Annotated in this window: 15 protein-coding genes; 2 read left to right on the top strand and 13 right to left on the bottom strand. The window is 59.7% G+C overall.

The window, feature by feature from the left end:
• Position 1 precedes the first annotated feature (1 nt).
• The 3 genes from ACFOOP_RS16820 to ACFOOP_RS16830 form a co-directional block, all read right to left on the bottom strand.
• A complete protein-coding gene (locus tag ACFOOP_RS16820) occupies positions 2-1,216 on the bottom strand; it encodes a Re/Si-specific NAD(P)(+) transhydrogenase subunit alpha (RefSeq protein WP_379882305.1) in 1,215 nt (404 codons plus the stop codon).
• 27 nt (positions 1,217-1,243) lie between these two features.
• Positions 1,244-1,474 carry a hypothetical protein gene (locus tag ACFOOP_RS16825; protein WP_379882307.1) on the bottom strand — a complete coding sequence of 77 codons (231 nt, stop codon included), beginning with the start codon at positions 1,472-1,474 and terminating at the stop codon, positions 1,244-1,246.
• Positions 1,475-1,571: 97 nt separating this feature from the next.
• Entirely contained in the window at positions 1,572-2,600 is a 1,029-nt protein-coding gene (locus ACFOOP_RS16830) for an alpha/beta fold hydrolase (RefSeq protein WP_379882308.1), read from the bottom strand.
• Between the two features lie 279 nt (positions 2,601-2,879).
• On the opposite strand from ACFOOP_RS16830, the gene ACFOOP_RS16835 reads away from it, so the two are divergent.
• Positions 2,880-4,367 (top strand): sigma-54-dependent transcriptional regulator, encoded by a 1,488-nt coding sequence (locus ACFOOP_RS16835; RefSeq protein WP_379882309.1) that lies wholly within the window; start codon positions 2,880-2,882, stop codon positions 4,365-4,367.
• A gap of 6 nt (positions 4,368-4,373) precedes the next feature.
• On the opposite strand, the gene ACFOOP_RS16840 is transcribed toward ACFOOP_RS16835, so the two are convergent.
• The 4 genes from ACFOOP_RS16840 to ykgO form a co-directional block, all read right to left on the bottom strand.
• Positions 4,374-4,805: an MAPEG family protein gene (locus tag ACFOOP_RS16840; RefSeq protein WP_379882310.1), complete on the bottom strand. Its 432-nt coding sequence runs from the start codon at positions 4,803-4,805 to the stop codon at positions 4,374-4,376.
• Between the two features lie 37 nt (positions 4,806-4,842).
• A complete protein-coding gene (locus ACFOOP_RS16845; RefSeq protein WP_379882311.1) occupies positions 4,843-5,112 on the bottom strand; it encodes a DUF2312 domain-containing protein in 270 nt (89 codons plus the stop codon).
• 153 nt (positions 5,113-5,265) lie between these two features.
• The gene (locus tag ACFOOP_RS16850; RefSeq protein WP_379882312.1) at positions 5,266-5,793 is read right to left on the bottom strand and encodes a tetratricopeptide repeat protein; all 528 of its coding nucleotides are present in this window, start codon (positions 5,791-5,793) and stop codon (positions 5,266-5,268) included.
• A gap of 86 nt (positions 5,794-5,879) precedes the next feature.
• Positions 5,880-6,005, bottom strand: a complete 126-nt coding sequence (gene ykgO / locus ACFOOP_RS16855; protein WP_379882314.1) for a type B 50S ribosomal protein L36 — start codon at positions 6,003-6,005, stop codon at positions 5,880-5,882.
• Positions 6,006-6,163: 158 nt separating this feature from the next.
• Here ykgO and ACFOOP_RS16860 point away from each other — a divergent pair, with 158 nt between their 5' ends.
• Positions 6,164-6,616: a pyridoxamine 5'-phosphate oxidase family protein gene (locus ACFOOP_RS16860; RefSeq protein ID WP_379882315.1), complete on the top strand. Its 453-nt coding sequence runs from the start codon at positions 6,164-6,166 to the stop codon at positions 6,614-6,616.
• A 362-nt stretch (positions 6,617-6,978) separates the two neighbouring features.
• Here the strand turns inward: ACFOOP_RS16860 and pdeM are convergent, their stop codons facing one another.
• The 6 genes from pdeM to ACFOOP_RS16890 form a co-directional block, all read right to left on the bottom strand.
• Entirely contained in the window at positions 6,979-7,683 is a 705-nt protein-coding gene (gene pdeM / locus ACFOOP_RS16865; RefSeq protein WP_379882316.1) for a ligase-associated DNA damage response endonuclease PdeM, read from the bottom strand.
• 355 nt (positions 7,684-8,038) lie between these two features.
• Positions 8,039-10,519 carry a ligase-associated DNA damage response DEXH box helicase gene (locus ACFOOP_RS16870; protein WP_379882317.1) on the bottom strand — a complete coding sequence of 827 codons (2,481 nt, stop codon included), beginning with the start codon at positions 10,517-10,519 and terminating at the stop codon, positions 8,039-8,041.
• 105 nt (positions 10,520-10,624) lie between these two features.
• Entirely contained in the window at positions 10,625-12,307 is a 1,683-nt protein-coding gene (locus tag ACFOOP_RS16875; protein ID WP_379882318.1) for a SulP family inorganic anion transporter, read from the bottom strand.
• A gap of 26 nt (positions 12,308-12,333) precedes the next feature.
• A complete protein-coding gene (locus tag ACFOOP_RS16880; protein WP_379882319.1) occupies positions 12,334-12,999 on the bottom strand; it encodes a carbonic anhydrase in 666 nt (221 codons plus the stop codon).
• Between the two features lie 17 nt (positions 13,000-13,016).
• Positions 13,017-13,382: an ArsR/SmtB family transcription factor gene (locus ACFOOP_RS16885; RefSeq protein ID WP_379882320.1), complete on the bottom strand. Its 366-nt coding sequence runs from the start codon at positions 13,380-13,382 to the stop codon at positions 13,017-13,019.
• Between the two features lie 202 nt (positions 13,383-13,584).
• Positions 13,585-14,193 (bottom strand): hypothetical protein, encoded by a 609-nt coding sequence (locus tag ACFOOP_RS16890; protein WP_379882321.1) that lies wholly within the window; start codon positions 14,191-14,193, stop codon positions 13,585-13,587.
• Positions 14,194-14,369 lie beyond the last annotated feature (176 nt).

Raw genomic sequence — 14,369 nt, forward strand, 5'->3', positions numbered from 1 at the left:
ATTAATCTTCATCCTCGGCGTCGGTCGTATCCTCCGGCGCGTCGTCCGGCTCTGCTTCAGCTTCGAGGACCGGTTCAGCTTCTTCTTTCGCTGCGAACGCCTCATGCACCACCGCGCCGCCACGGGTCAGCGTGATCGCCTTGATGATCGCGTCTTCCGGATCGGCGTCGAGCGATTTCGTATCCTTGTCGAAGAAGGCGGCGATGAAATTATAGATGTTGCGCGCGTAAAGGCTCGACGCATCCGCCGCCAAACGCCCCGGCACATTGTTGAAGCCGAGAATAGTGACGCCGCCGGTCTCAATCGCCTCACCAGCGCGCGACAATTCCACATTGCCGCCCGCCTCGACCGCTAGATCGACGATCACCGAGCCCGGCTTCATGGACCGCACCATGTCGGCGGAAACGAGCTTCGGTGCCGGGCGGCCGGGGATCAGCGCCGTCGTGATGACGATGTCCTGTTTGGCGATATGGCCGGCGACAAATTCCGCCTGACGGCTCTGGAAGTCCTGCGACATTTCCTTGGCGTAACCGCCTTCAGTCTCGGCTTCTTTCATCGCCTCTTCATCGACGGTGACAAAGGTCGCGCCGAGGGAGTTCACCTGTTCCTTGGCGGCGAAGCGCACATCGGTCGCGGAGACGACGGCGCCGAGACGGCGCGCGGTTGCAATCGCCTGAAGTCCGGCGACGCCCGCGCCCATAATGAAAACTTTCGCCGGGGCAATCGTGCCCGCCGCCGTCATCATCATCGGCAGCGCGCGGCCATAATAGGCGGCGGCGTCAATCACCGCCTTGTAGCCCGCAAGGTTCGATTGCGAGGAGAGAACATCCATGGACTGCGCGCGGGTGATGCGCGGCATCAGCTCCATCGCCATGGCGTCAACGCCAAGCCGCGCGTAAGCCGCGACAGAATCCGGGTCTTTATATGCGGAAAGGATCGCGATCAGTTTCGAGCCGCGTCCAATAACACGCAGCTCTTCGGATGACGGCGCAAGCACTTTGAGGATGATGTCCGCGCCCTGTGCGGCGTCCGCCGCGCTTGGGCTAATCGAGGCGCCGGCCGACTGATAATCAGCGTCGGCAAAACGCGCAGCCTCTCCGGCGCCGGACTGAACCACCACCGATGCGCCGAGACTAATGAATTTTTTGACGGTCTCCTGCGTCGCCGCAACCCGGGTCTCGCCGGACCGCGTCTCTTTCAGAACGGCTAGTTTCATCAGACCTCCGGGGCGCGGAAAGCGGCCCTATTCGTGGTGCGAGAAAAACATCTTCACGACGACATGGGCGAGAATATAAACCACGACCGCCATGAGGATCGCCATAAGGACGCCTGACCGCGTCACCAGCCCCGTGAAAAACATGGCCAGCGCCATGGAGAACGGAACGCCGATCTCGGTCGCCGCGCCCATAATCGATTCATAGGATTTCTTGTGCTCTTCGGCGTCTTGCGTGCGCTGAATGGCTTCGTCAGTCATGGTAACCCCGTATCTAGATTTTCCCGTCTTTTGGCGGAATTCAAGGACTTGGGCAAGTCTTCTCAGCCGCCATGGTCTCATCTATCGCGAGAGCGGTCTAGACGCCGAAACGCACCGGCCAGGCCGATAACAAGGTTCTGAGCGCCGAAACGAAGGCCAGCGGCTGGTCCATCATCAGATGGTGATGCGCCTCGGGCATCATGACAAAGGGCGAGCGCCCGCGCGCCTGCTCCCTCAGATGGGAAATCCCGTCGCCGCCGGCGAACATGGACTTTTCCCCATAGATGAAGGCCAGCGGACACCGCGCCGCGCGCAGGAGATCGCGTTCGAAATGAATTTCAAAACCGCGCCGGTCGCCCGGGTCGAATTTCCAGGTCCAGCCTTCGCCTTTTTGCGCGCCGCATTCGGACGGTTGCGCCGGGCGCAGGCCCTCGCGGGCGATATAGTCAATTAAATAAAGATGTTCCGCCGGCTGGTTCGGAAGCAGCCTGAAGCGTTCAATCATTTCCTCTTTGCTGGGATAGATATGGGCGCTGCGTTTTTCCCCAGCCTCGTCGGGCTTGGGTTTAATGACGGTGTAGCCCTCATGGGGGTCTGGCACGCCGAGCGGCGAGTCCACCACCACTGCGCCGCCGAGCTTTTCGCCCTCTCGCTCCACGGCGGCGAGCGTCACCCACCCGCCAAAGGAATGTCCCACGACCACGGGCCGGCCCCGGGCGGCGAGGCCCGCCTTGTCGATCACCGCGAAAACCTCATCGACATATAGATCGAGGGAATAATCCTCCCGCCAGTCAGAATCGCCCATTCCGGAGAGATCGAGCGCCGCGACCCGGCGATTTTCCGAAAAGAACGGCGCAAATGGCCGCCACCAATTGCGATGCGCCCGGCCGCCATGGACGAAAAGCAGCCCGCGCCCGGCTTTCTCGCCGTCATCCTCGCCCCAGACGGAGTAGCGGATGCGCGCGCCAGCGACCTCCACCGCGCCCTCCTCGGACGGGGCGGCGAGCGCCTTTTCAAACCAGTCCGGCGCAGGGGGTTTTTGCCCGCCCAGCGCGCTCAAGGGGCGGATCAGGTCTTTTTGTTGCGGTTTCGCGTCGGGTTTCTTTTCGGATGTTTTCTCAGACATTGGGGAGCGGCCTTCAGCTTCTTCCATGTCGATAGACGATCCTTCGCGGCAGGCAAAGAGCGCAATGTAGCGCGCCCGATCGCCGCCCCCTCCCGGCGTCCGGCCAAAAGCGCCGAGGCAAGCCCGTTATACATCGTAAACACTTTATTAATCCGTAAACAAATCATTACCCGCAGACCCGCTGAAACCGTTTCGTAATGATACGGGTTAAACCGATCTTTACCTCAGTCAGCCATTTTCCTTCCCGCGTGTAATCTTTGTCAGAAGGGTCCGCCTCTCATGGTGAAAACTATCCTAATCGTCGATGATGATCCGACGCAGCGCCGCCTGATGCGCGCTGTGTGCGAGAAAGCGGGCTACCCTGTCCTGCAGGCGGCGAATGGTGAAAGCGCCTTGTCGCTGTTGCAAAGCCAGCAGGGCTCTGAAGTTGCGCTGATGATGCTGGATCTCAGAATGCCCGGCCTTGGCGGCATGGAAACGCTGAAGCGCGCAAAATCATTCCGCGAAGACCTGCCCGTTATCGTCCTGACCGCGCAAGGCGGCATCGACACCGTCGTTGAAGCGATGCAGTCCGGCGCCGCAGACTTTTTCGTGAAGCCGGCCTCGCCCGAACGCGTCATCGTGTCGATCCAGAACGCGCTGAACATCACGACCCTTCAGGGCGAAGTCTCTCGTCTCAAGCGCAAGCGCGAAGGCGCCATGGGCTTTAAAGACCTTGTCGGCGAGTCACAGGCGCTGCGCCATGTCATGAAGCTCGGCGAGCGCGCCGCAGCCTCGAACATTCCGATCCTCATCACCGGGGAAAGCGGCACCGGCAAGGAAATGGTCGCCCGCGCCATTCAGGGCTCGTCCGATCGCGCCGGCCGTCCGTTCATCACTGTCAATTGCGGCGCCATTCCTGAGAACCTCGTCGAAAGCATTCTCTTCGGTCACGAAAAAGGATCCTTCACGGGCGCCAGCGCCAAGCATGTGGGCAAGTTTCAGGAAGCCGACACTGGCACCATCTTCCTCGACGAAGTGGGCGAACTTCCCGCTGACATGCAGGTGAAACTGCTGCGCGTTCTGCAGGAAGGCGAAGTCGATCCGATTGGATCGAAGCGCCCAATCAAGGTCGATGTGCGTGTTATCTCCGCGACCAATCGCGACTTGAGCGAAGAAGTCAAAGCGGGCCGCTTCCGCGAAGACCTGTTCTATCGTCTCAATGTTTTCCCGGTGGAGATCCCGGGCCTGCGCGATCGCCGCGAAGACATTCCCGCGCTGATCGATCACTTTATCCAGCGCTACAACGCGGAAGAACGCCGCGACGTGCGCGGTGTCCGTCATGAAGTGCTGGAAGTGCTGACGTCGTTCAACTGGCCGGGCAATGTCCGCCAGCTGGAAAACACGATCTTTCGCGCTGTAGTGCTTGCGGACAATCCCTATCTTTCCGCCGATGACTTCCCGCTTCTCGCCGACGAATTTCAGGCGGCGGGCATTGAATCAGGACCGCCGCTGCTCGGTGACGAAGCCGCACAGGACGCCGCAAATGAAGGCGCCAGCGTCGTCACGCGGCCGGCGGCGTCGGGCGCCGAGGCGGAAGTGGTCGCGATCTTCGACCGCGAAGGCCATCTGCGCTCCCTGCAGGACATCGAGAAAGATCTGATCGAACTCGCCATCGAAACCTATGAAGGCAAGATGTCCGAAGTCGCCCGCCGCCTCGGCATGGGCCGTTCGACGCTTTATCGCAAATTGCGTGAGCACGATCTGGAAATCAAACGCGCAAGCTAACGGATTTTACAGCGTCGCGGCGACCGCCATCACGGACAGGACCAAAAGGCAACTTGTCGCCAGCAAAAACAGACCAAAGCGCACAGGTATGATGGTGTTCACCGTCGCTTGCCAGAGGCTGTGCGCAATCCGAAGAACCGTGTACGCCCAGGCAAGGCTGATCGCCATTGACGTAGCCGCGCCGGCCGCATGGAGGATCAGAACCGCCGCATAAAAGATCGTCGGCTGTTCCATGAGGTGCGCATAGTTGTGCGCTTTCCACATGACGCGGTCTGGCAAAACGCCCTCGAGGTCCGAGCCGCGCCCGCCCGGTTTTGCGTTCTTCACGTCAACGCCGGACTTCGAAAATGCAGCGAACCGGACAACCGCCATCCAGACAAGCATGATCAATGACCACAATATCAGTACCGCCGCCGGCGCCAGAATATTCTCAGTCATTGCCCGTGCCCTCGTGTCAGTGCGCTTTCGCTACGCTCTAGACTTCGCCAAGCGCCGCGAGATATAGCTCAAGCATGGCTTCCTGTTCCTGGCGGTCGGCTTTTTCCATTTTGCGAATCCGCACGACCTGGCGCAGCGTCTTAACGTCATAGCCGTCGCTCTTGGCTTCGGCGTAGACTTCCTTGATGTCGTTCATCACCGCAGCCTTGTCTTCTTCGAGGCGCTCGACGCGTTCGATGAAAGACCGCAGGCGATCCGCCGCGATGGTGGTTGCGCCTTCGACACTTGCTGCTGATCCGTCCGCCACTGAAGCCGCTCCTTGAAAGCCTGATGCCAACCGTCCGGATACGGAATAGTTTTCCGCTCCCTACGGGACCTCAAGGAATAGAAATGCTCGCGGCAAAGGCCAAGCGTGAACCTTCCACAGGTGGAAAACTAAATCGGGCGTCAGTGAAAAGACCTAGATTTCCTGGCCGTCGATTTCCCGGCGAAGCTCGCGGGCGCGCTGGCGCGCGTTGTCGTCATGGGGGTTCCATTCGAGCGCCTTCTGGAACATCTCATAGGCGGCGCGGTCTTCCCCGCCGGAAAGCAGGAGTTCGGCGAGTACCGTGCGCACCTCGAACTGGCGCGGCTCAAGCTCCAGCGCCTTGGAGAAATCCTCAATCGCCCCTGCCCGGTCGTCGGTCGTCAGCCGCACCGTGCCGCGCAGCGCATAGCCTTGCGCGAAATTCGGCGCGAGGCCCGTCACATGGTCAAGCAGCGCCAGCGACAGATCGAACGCGCCATTATTGGCGGCAAGATTGGCCCGCTCATAAAGCAGGTCCACCGTGTCGCTCTGGCTGTCCGACCAGATGTCGATGATCCGGGCCGTGTTTTCCTCCGCCCGGTGGGCGTCGCCAACCCGAAGCTCCTCGAACAAGGCGTCGAGACGCGGATCGGTCTGATCCGCAGCGGCCGGCATCGCCGCCGCCAGGCTGAACAGAATCAAGAAAAAAGGCCCTCGCATGAGCGAAAGCCTAATCCTTAAACCCTTAAAAACCAAGGAATTTCGCGCCAATTGCGCGTGAAGAGGCGTTAAGCCTGCTTCGCCTTGAAGCGGCGCTGGGTCTTGTTGATCACATAGACGCGGCCCTTGCGGCGCACCACCTGGCAGTCTTTGTGACGGTTTTTCAATGACTTAAGCGACGAACGGACTTTCATGGCGATATGCTTTCAACGGGCTTTCAATTGATCCGGAGCCGCGGGAGATAGTCAACGCACCGGGGGATGTCAACAGACCCGCTTTGATATAGATCATAAGGTCGAACGGGGTAAGAAAATCCAGTCTGCGCGGGGCATAGCGCGCGGCGGAGGAAACCATGGACCAAGCCCTTAAAAAGCAGATTCTCTCTCTTCTCAGCAAGCACCGGATTATGACCATCGCGACCCTCCGGCCCGACGGCTGGCCCCAGGCTACAACCGTGGGCTACGCCAATGAGGGGCTGATTCTATATTTCGTATGCGGGACGGATAGCCAGAAGGCAGCCAATCTTGCCAAGGACAACCGGGTGTCGCTGACCATCGACAGCGATGCGGATCAGTTAATTGACATCAAGGGCCTCTCCATGGCGGCGCATGCGGAGCGGATCACCGACCGGGCGGAAGGCATGACGATGATGGGCCTTATGTTCTCGAACTATCCCGAACAAAAAGGCATTCCCTTTGAGCCGCCTAAATTCGAGGACGTCGCCGTTTTCCGCGTAACGCCAAAGGTGATCTCCGTCCTCGATTACTCAAAGGGCTTTGCGCATACGGATCTGGTGACGCTGTAGGCCCCTTCGCGCCTTGCCTGACCCCTTATTTTTTGCGGTGTGCAGGCGAGTCTGGCGCCATTTGGAATATTCATCCAACCCGGCCGCAGGGCGCGCAGCCTGGCGCCGGGGCAGCATTCTATCCAACGATGTCAAAGAGCCTGACGCGGCGCTCTCGCTCCGCATCGCGCCGCCGTCAGGGCCGCTTTTCGAATTTCAGCGGCGAATGATGTTTTCGCCCGCCTTCGTTTCGGCCTCAGTCCGGCAACGGGAAGAAGCATAAGGCCTCGCGGGAAGTGGTGGATAACTATTCACCAAACCTCAAAAAACCGCCCGAATTCATCACAAGCGATGTATTTTTCGCGTTATTGGGGCAAGGCGATTCAGGCGCGTTGTTCGCGCATACGCCCCTGATAATCCGGCGCCAGATTTTCACTGGCGATGGGATAAACGCCTTCAGCGCCCATGACCCAGGCGACAGGCTTTGTGAACACAGGCGCATAGGCCTCATCAAGAATATTCAGCCCGCCCGTATAGGCGCCCATGGCCGGCATGATCATCCGGTCCTCGCCCACGGCGAAACAACGCCGGCGCAGTGAACGGCCTTCCGAAATGACGCGCGCACATGGGTGAAGGTGCCCGGCAATCTCGCCCCTGGCCTGACCCGCTTTCGGCTCGTGACGAAAGACGAGCGCACCAAGCCTCTTGCGGAAGGTCGTTTCAGCGGCGAATCGCTTCGGCGGTTCGGGATCGTGATTGCCGAGAATCCAAATCCATTCAGTCGCGCCGATCAGGCTTTCAAGGCTCGCCGCATCTTCATCATCCATGCGGTCTTCAGCGCCGCCATCATGGAAGGCGTCGCCAAGAGAGATAACCCGCTTCGGCTTGTAGCGCCGCATCAGCGCGGCAAGGCGCATTAAAGTCGTGCGCGTATCGTAAGGCGGCAGCATCACCCCGCGTTCGGCGAAGCTCGACCCTTTTTCAAAATGCAGGTCCGAAACGATCAGTGTTTGCTCGCGCGCCCAGTAGATGGCGCCGAGGGGATCAAGCGTTAAAGACTCATTACAGAAGTAAATGCTGGGTTGCATAGGCTGCTAAGATGGCGCAGATTCTCGTCGAAGAAAAGGCCGGTTATGACCGGTAGCATCACATGATAACAAAGACTGGTTTTAACGCCCTCATGGACAAGGTCTGTGTGGGTATGGGGTACTGTGGATGCATAAAACGTGGAAGGCCATTACATGTGCGAGACATTATTCCGGACAACGGTCCTGTAACAGTTGAACAATTCGTAGAATGGGTATTTCTCGCTGATAATATGAATCCCAATGTCGACCCTCAGCGATGGCAACCTCATAAGGATCAAATGAAAGCCGTGTTCATAGAATGTATGGGCAGCAATGTTGTTGATGCAAGCGAACTTCGCTGGAGTGAAGCAAGCGACTAAATCTTCCCCATCGCCGTGGCAATGAGGTCGTCGGAAGCAGCTTTCAACATCTCCTCCGATGCGGACCGCGCGACGCTTTCGCGGCCAATCTCCAGCATCACCGGCACGGCGAGCGGAGACACGCGATCCAAAGGCGAATGAACGACGCGTCCCCTCGCCCGGGTCAGGGTCGCCTGCAAACGCGCAATATCCATAAAGCCGCCCGCCGCATCATCCCAAGCAGCACGCAACAAAAGATGATCGGGCTCGTGCTCGCGCAACACGTCATAGATCAAGTCCGCAGAAAACGAGACCTGTCGACCGGTTTTTTCCTGACCGGGATATTTCTTTTCAATGAGCCCGGCGATCAGCGCGCAGTTGCGGAAGGTGCGCTTCATCACCACCGCCTCCGACGTCCACGCCTCAAGGTCATCGCCGAGCATGTCTTCATCGAACAGCGCCGCCATATCGACGTCGCTCATATCCTGACGCGACCAGACCGAGAGCGCGTATTCCGTCGGCACAAAACCGATAGGCTGTTTGCCGAGGCGTTCGAGACGACGCGTCACCAGCATTCCCAATGTCTGATGTGCCAGCCAGCCCTCAAAGGAATAGGCGACAAGGAAGTTGCGCCCCTGATAGGGAAAGGTCTCCACCATCAGCTCATCGGGCTTTGGAATATGCGCCACCTCGCGCTGTTTTTCGAGCCAGTCGCGCACCTGTTCCGGATAGGCGCTCCAGTCATCCACATTGTAAATCATGTGACGCACTCGGTCGGCGAGATAGGTGGACCAGGGATATTTATTGCCGCCCCAGCTCGGCAGTTTCGGCGACTCCGCGCTGGTGCGCGTGACGATGGCGTCATTGCCTTCAATGCGTTCAAGGCGCAGCACCTCGCCGGCGAAATAAAACGCATCGCCCACATTCAATGTTTCAAAAAACCATTCCTCCGCCGTGCCGAGTTTGCGGCCCGGTCTCTTTGGCCCGCGCGAGGAAGCAAGCCGGACATTGATTTCCTCAGCGGCGGTGATCGTCCCCACATTCATCTTGTATTGCTGGATCGCGAGCTTGTCGCGCACACGATAGGTTCCGTCCGCGGTTTTGACGATGCGTCGGAAACGATCGTAGCGCTTCAGCGCGTAACCGCCATTGGCGACGAACTCGACCGCGTCATCGAAATCCTTGCGCGGCAGATCGGCGTAAGGCGACGCGGTGCGTATTTCGGTATAAAGTGCGTCGGCGTCAAAGGGCTCAGCGACCGCCATGCCGAGAATATGTTGCGCCAGCACGTCGAGCGTGCCTTTACGCGGCGGGTCGCCATCCAGCGCGCCCTCCTCCAGCGCTTGCTTCGCGGCGATACATTCCAGCACCTCCATGCGGTTCGCGGGCGCGAGCAGCGCGCGCGACGGCTCGTTCATGCGGTGATTGGCGCGGCCGATCCGCTGGGTCAGGCGCGAGGCGCCTTTGGGCGCGCCCATCTGGATAACGAGATCAACATCGCCCCAGTCAATGCCGAGATCGAGGGTCGAGGTGCAGACGACCGCGCGTAACTCGCCGCGCGTCATCGCCGCCTCGACCTTGCGGCGGCGGTCGACTTCGAGGGAGCCGTGGTGAAGCGCGATGGGCAAATTATCGTCATTGATGCGCCACAGCGAGGCGAAAGTGATCTCCGCCTGGCTCCGCGTATTGACGAAGACCAGCGTCATCTTCGCTTCCCTGATTTTCTCATAGACTTCCTGAAACGCGTGCCGCCCGGTATGGCCGGACCAGGGGATGCGTTCTTCCGACATCAGCACATCGACCTGCGGCGTGGCGCCCGCCTTGCCGCGGATCAGTTTCGCCGACTTCACCCCTTCGCGGTTTTGCGGCGTCAGATAATCGATCAGCGGTTTTGCGTCCGGCACGGTCGCCGAGAGCCCGCAAAACCGAACTTCCGGCGCCAGCATGCGCAGCCGCGCCAGGGCAAGCGATAATAAATGGCCGCGCTTGTTCGGGATTATGGCGTGCAATTCATCGAGGATGACTCGCTTCAACCCCTTGAAGTATTCGCGCGCGTCCGGCGACGCGATGAGAATGGAAAGACTTTCCGGCGTCGTCATCAAAATGTCCGGCGGCAGGCATTTCTGACGCTGGCGCCGCGCGGCAGGCGTGTCGCCGGTGCGCGTTTCAATCGTAATATCGAGGCCCATTTCCGCCACCGGCGTTCCCACATTGCGGGCGACATCGACGGCCAGCGCTTTCAGCGGCGAAATGTAAAGCGTGTGTAGACGTTCCTTTGGCGGCGTTGTTTTTCTTTCTGACAGCTCCACAAGGCTCGGCAGGAAACCGGCGAGCGTCTTGCCGCCGCCGGTCGGCGCAATCAACAGCCACGAAAGACCTTCGCGATCCGCCGCAAGACAATCGAGCTGGTGTCCGCGCGCTTTCCAGCCGCGCGAGGCGAACCAGTTCTTGAAGGCGGGCGGCAATCGCCGCGCCGGTGTGGATGCGCCGTCGGCCATCCTTCATTGATAAGGCTCCAACGCGCAGCCGGAAAGCCGCTTGCGCGCAATAAAAAACCGGCGCCCCGAAAGGCGCCGGCTCTTGGTGTGTGAAACTGCGCCGGCCTAGGCCGGTTGTGCGGCTCCATGCGCCGCGGGTTCTCCCCCCGCATCTCCGGATGTAACTTCCGCGACCGCCGCGCGCAGCGCTTCGATGCGGGTTTTATAACGCGTATCAGCCGGCAGGCAGTGATCCGCGTTAAGCCCGGCGAGCACGCCTGTCACCTTGTCATTCAGACCGGTGACATAGACCGTTTTACCCGCCTGTTTTGCGTCGCAGGCGATCGTCTCAACCGCTCGCGCGGCCGACACGTCGAGAAACGGCACACGGGAAAAATCAAGCACGATGGCGCTTGCATGTTCCCTTACGCGTTCGCGCACATGGTGACCGAGATCCGCGGCCGCTCCAAAGCTCAACGGTCCGCCGAAATCGAACAGCATCACGCGTTTTTTCGCCCGGGCGAGAAGTTCACGCTCCTCTTCGGATTCGAGCGTCGGGTCTCCGGCGCGGAAATTTGTGAGCTGGTCGTCCGCCATCTTCTTGACGAAGGCCAGCGCCGCCAGAACCACGCCGACAGCGACAGCGGTGATGAGGTCCACAAAGACCGTGAGGCCGAGCACCAGCGCCATCAGCGCAAGATCCCAGCGCGGGCCTTTATGAGCGCGCTTCAGATAGGCGAAGTCGACAATGTCGTAACCCACCTTGACGAGAATGCCCGCCAGCACCGCATGAGGAATTTGCGAGGCTAAGGGCGACAGGCTGACGACAACCGCGAGAAGCAGCGCCGCATGCAGCATGCCGGACAGTTTTGTCTGGCCGCCGGTGCGGATATTGACGACGGTGCGCATCGTGGCGCCGGCGCCGGGAATGGCGCCGAACAGACCGGCGACAGTGTTGCCGATCCCCTGCCCGATCAGTTCGCGGTCCGAATTATGACGCGTGCGCGTCATGTTGTCGGCGACAAGCGACGTCAGCAGCGAGTCGATAGCGCCGAGCACCGCAAGAATGAACGCCGCCTCCAGCACGATCAGGAAGGTGGACTGCGAAAAGGCCGGCATGATGAAGGACGGAAACCCCGTCGGGATGTCGCCGAGGATCGGCGCGCCTTTAATCACAAGGCTCATCAGCGTGCCGATCACCAGCGCGGCGAGCGCGCCGGGCACGAATTTCGCCCAGGCTTTCGGCCAAGCGAAAATGATCGCGAGGGTCGCCGCGCCAATCGTCAGCGCCGCCCAGTTCGGGTCTATGATCGCGCCCGGAATGGCGGTCAGCGCCGGGATGGTGCCGCCGCCATCGGGCTCGTGCCCGAACAGCCGCGATAATTGCAGCGCGATGATAATACAGCCGATGCCGCTCATGAAACCGGATATCACCGGATAGGGCACCAGCCGGATATATTGGCCGAGCTTGAACACGCCGAACAGGATCTGAATGAGCCCGGCGAGCACGACGGCGGCGAAGACCAGCGCCGGGTTGCCGCTGAGGGATGCGAACACACCAGCAAAGACGACAACCATGGGGCCTGTTGGGCCCGACACCTGCGCGCCCGTACCGCCGAACAACGCGGCGAAAAAGCCCACAAAGATCGCGCCCCAAAGACCGGCGATGGGGCCGGCGCCGGAAGCCTCGCCAAAGGCGAGGGCCAAGGGGAGCGCAACGACGCCGGCGGTCAGGCCACCGAAAACATCGCCGCGCATATTGGATAAGTCAAAGAATGGCGCCCGCTGTGGGGCGTCTGTAGTAGCCATAAGTTTTCTCCGAAATTCTTTTAATGTTACGCCGCACATCCGCTTGTCGCGAGCTTCGCCATCTCCGCCGCATAACGCACATCGACGGGCAGGAATTTCTCCTGCTTTTCATCATAAGCGTTCACGCCGCCGGTCTTGATGTCATAAACCCAGCCATGGAGCTGCAAATCGCCCTTAGCCAGCCGCATCGCTACCTTCGGGTGCGTCTTCAAATGCTGAAGCTGAAGAATGACATTCTGCTCCAGCAGCATATGCATGCGCTCCTGGTCGCTGAGTTTTTCGCCAAGAGCGTTGACGACCTCGACCGCGGCCGTTGAATAGCCGAGCCATTCCTTGACGTGAGGAAGACCCTCCAGCGAGCTCGGGTTAAGCGCGCCTTTCATGGCGCCGCATTCTGTATGACCGCAGATAACAACATGCGGAACCTTGAGTGCGGCGACCGCGAACTCAATTGACGCCGTGATGCCGCCCGTGTGGCTTGTATGGGGCGGCACGATATTACCGGCGTTACGGACAATAAAAAGATCACCCGGTTCTGTCTGGGTGATCATCGCAGTTTCAACGCGGCTGTCCGAACAGGCTATAAAGAGCGCTTCGGGCTCCTGGCCTTTGCTCAGTTTTTCGAACAGGTCTTTTTTCTCCGGATAGACTTCATTCTGGAAGCGAACGACGCCGGCGGCGAAACGGGGCATTTTGTTTTTCTCCATCATCAGGAATTTGCTGCTTTCGCTGGCGCCGTCCACAGGCGCCGCGCTTGTGAGATGCTGGATTTGGGAAGGCCGGTGAGGCGGCCCTCCACGAAATCCAGGCCGTCAACAATCCAGCCGGCGATCTCCGGCTGAATCAAATGATAAAAATGGTGACGCCCGTCCCGGCGTTCTTCGACCAGACGGTGCGCGCGCATCAGGCTTAAATGTTGCGATACGCGGGCGCCCGGAAGGTCGAGCGTCTCGGCCAGGGTGTTCACGTCCTTTTCGCCGGTCCGCAATTCCTCGATCATCCGGATGCGATCCGGATGGGCGATGATCTTGAAGATTTCGGCGAGTTCTCTCGCGACGAGATTTCGGCCAGGCATTCCATTTCTCTCCATCAGCGCGGCGAACGGAAACTCCACCATAATATCATGCCGCCGCGCATCTGCATATCTTCATAATCTTGCAGATATGAAGCCATATGGGGCGGCTTTTCCGGGTTTCAAGCCCCTCCCAAACGAAAAACGGCGGACCTTACGGCCCGCCGTCATTTCCTGCCCGCCGCCAAGCCGCCGGGGTCATATTTTAGAGGTTTTGGGCTCCGACCATGCAATAGAGCATGGGGATCGAGAGCACGGTGTTGGTCCGCGAGAACAGCATCGCCGTTCTCGCCGAGGCCGCCTTCGCGTCCGCCGCAAGATCGGGAAACTGGTTGTTGATGTTGAGGGCCTTTTTCTGGTTCGGCCAGATAATGAACCAGACATTGAACCACATGATGATCCCGAGCCACATGCCGATGCCGATCAGGGTCGTTCTGATCACGCCGCCGCTCGCAAGCCCGAGCGACATCGCCTGCACGATATAGCCGTTGAGCATGGCGAGGATGAGCCCGGTCGCAATGGTCGACATGGCGCCCCAGCGGAACCACCACAGCGCCGCCGGCGCAATATGTTTCCCGACCGCTGGTTTTTGTTCATCCGGGATCGACGGCATCAGCGGGATCTGCACGAAGTTGAAATACCAGAGCAGACCGATCCACATCACCCCGGACAGGACATGCAGCCAGCGGAAAAAGAACCGCCAGTAATTAGCGTCCAGCGCGCCGCCCATCGTCAGATAAAGACCCGCCACCAGCATGGCGAGCACAACGCCCGTGATCACCGCATTTCTTAAATTCGTCAGCAATATTGTCATCGTCCCTCTCCTCGTCTCGTTGCTTTCTTTTCGTGAGCAACAGTCTTTATGGAAATATTCCGGACGCCGACAAACTGCGAAGCGCCGGAATTCAACGCATTAGAGCGCGAATCGGGTCGGCGGCGCAACAAGACTTCATGTTGCGGCGCATACTGAAATTCAGGATGGGATATAAC

The organism is Hyphococcus aureus (assembly GCF_042643165.1).
GTDB lineage: Bacteria > Pseudomonadota > Alphaproteobacteria > Caulobacterales > Parvularculaceae > Hyphococcus > Hyphococcus aureus.

Excerpts from the sequence above, each read along its gene's own strand:
- ACFOOP_RS16820 (WP_379882305.1), bottom strand. The coding sequence starts at position 1,216 with ATGAAACTAGCCGTTCTGAAAGAGACGCGGTCCGGCGAGACCCGGGTT.
- ACFOOP_RS16825 (WP_379882307.1), bottom strand. The coding sequence starts at position 1,474 with ATGACTGACGAAGCCATTCAGCGCACGCAAGACGCCGAAGAGCACAAG.
- ACFOOP_RS16830 (WP_379882308.1), bottom strand. The coding sequence starts at position 2,600 with ATGTCTGAGAAAACATCCGAAAAGAAACCCGACGCGAAACCGCAACAA.
- ACFOOP_RS16835 (WP_379882309.1), top strand. The coding sequence starts at position 2,880 with ATGGTGAAAACTATCCTAATCGTCGATGATGATCCGACGCAGCGCCGC.
- ACFOOP_RS16840 (WP_379882310.1), bottom strand. The coding sequence starts at position 4,805 with ATGACTGAGAATATTCTGGCGCCGGCGGCGGTACTGATATTGTGGTCA.
- ykgO (WP_379882314.1), bottom strand. The coding sequence starts at position 6,005 with ATGAAAGTCCGTTCGTCGCTTAAGTCATTGAAAAACCGTCACAAAGAC.
- ACFOOP_RS16860 (WP_379882315.1), top strand. The coding sequence starts at position 6,164 with ATGGACCAAGCCCTTAAAAAGCAGATTCTCTCTCTTCTCAGCAAGCAC.
- pdeM (WP_379882316.1), bottom strand. The coding sequence starts at position 7,683 with ATGCAACCCAGCATTTACTTCTGTAATGAGTCTTTAACGCTTGATCCC.
- ACFOOP_RS16870 (WP_379882317.1), bottom strand. The coding sequence starts at position 10,519 with ATGGCCGACGGCGCATCCACACCGGCGCGGCGATTGCCGCCCGCCTTC.
- ACFOOP_RS16875 (WP_379882318.1), bottom strand. The coding sequence starts at position 12,307 with ATGGCTACTACAGACGCCCCACAGCGGGCGCCATTCTTTGACTTATCC.
- ACFOOP_RS16880 (WP_379882319.1), bottom strand. The coding sequence starts at position 12,999 with ATGCCCCGTTTCGCCGCCGGCGTCGTTCGCTTCCAGAATGAAGTCTAT.
- ACFOOP_RS16885 (WP_379882320.1), bottom strand. The coding sequence starts at position 13,382 with ATGCCTGGCCGAAATCTCGTCGCGAGAGAACTCGCCGAAATCTTCAAG.
- ACFOOP_RS16890 (WP_379882321.1), bottom strand. The coding sequence starts at position 14,193 with ATGACAATATTGCTGACGAATTTAAGAAATGCGGTGATCACGGGCGTT.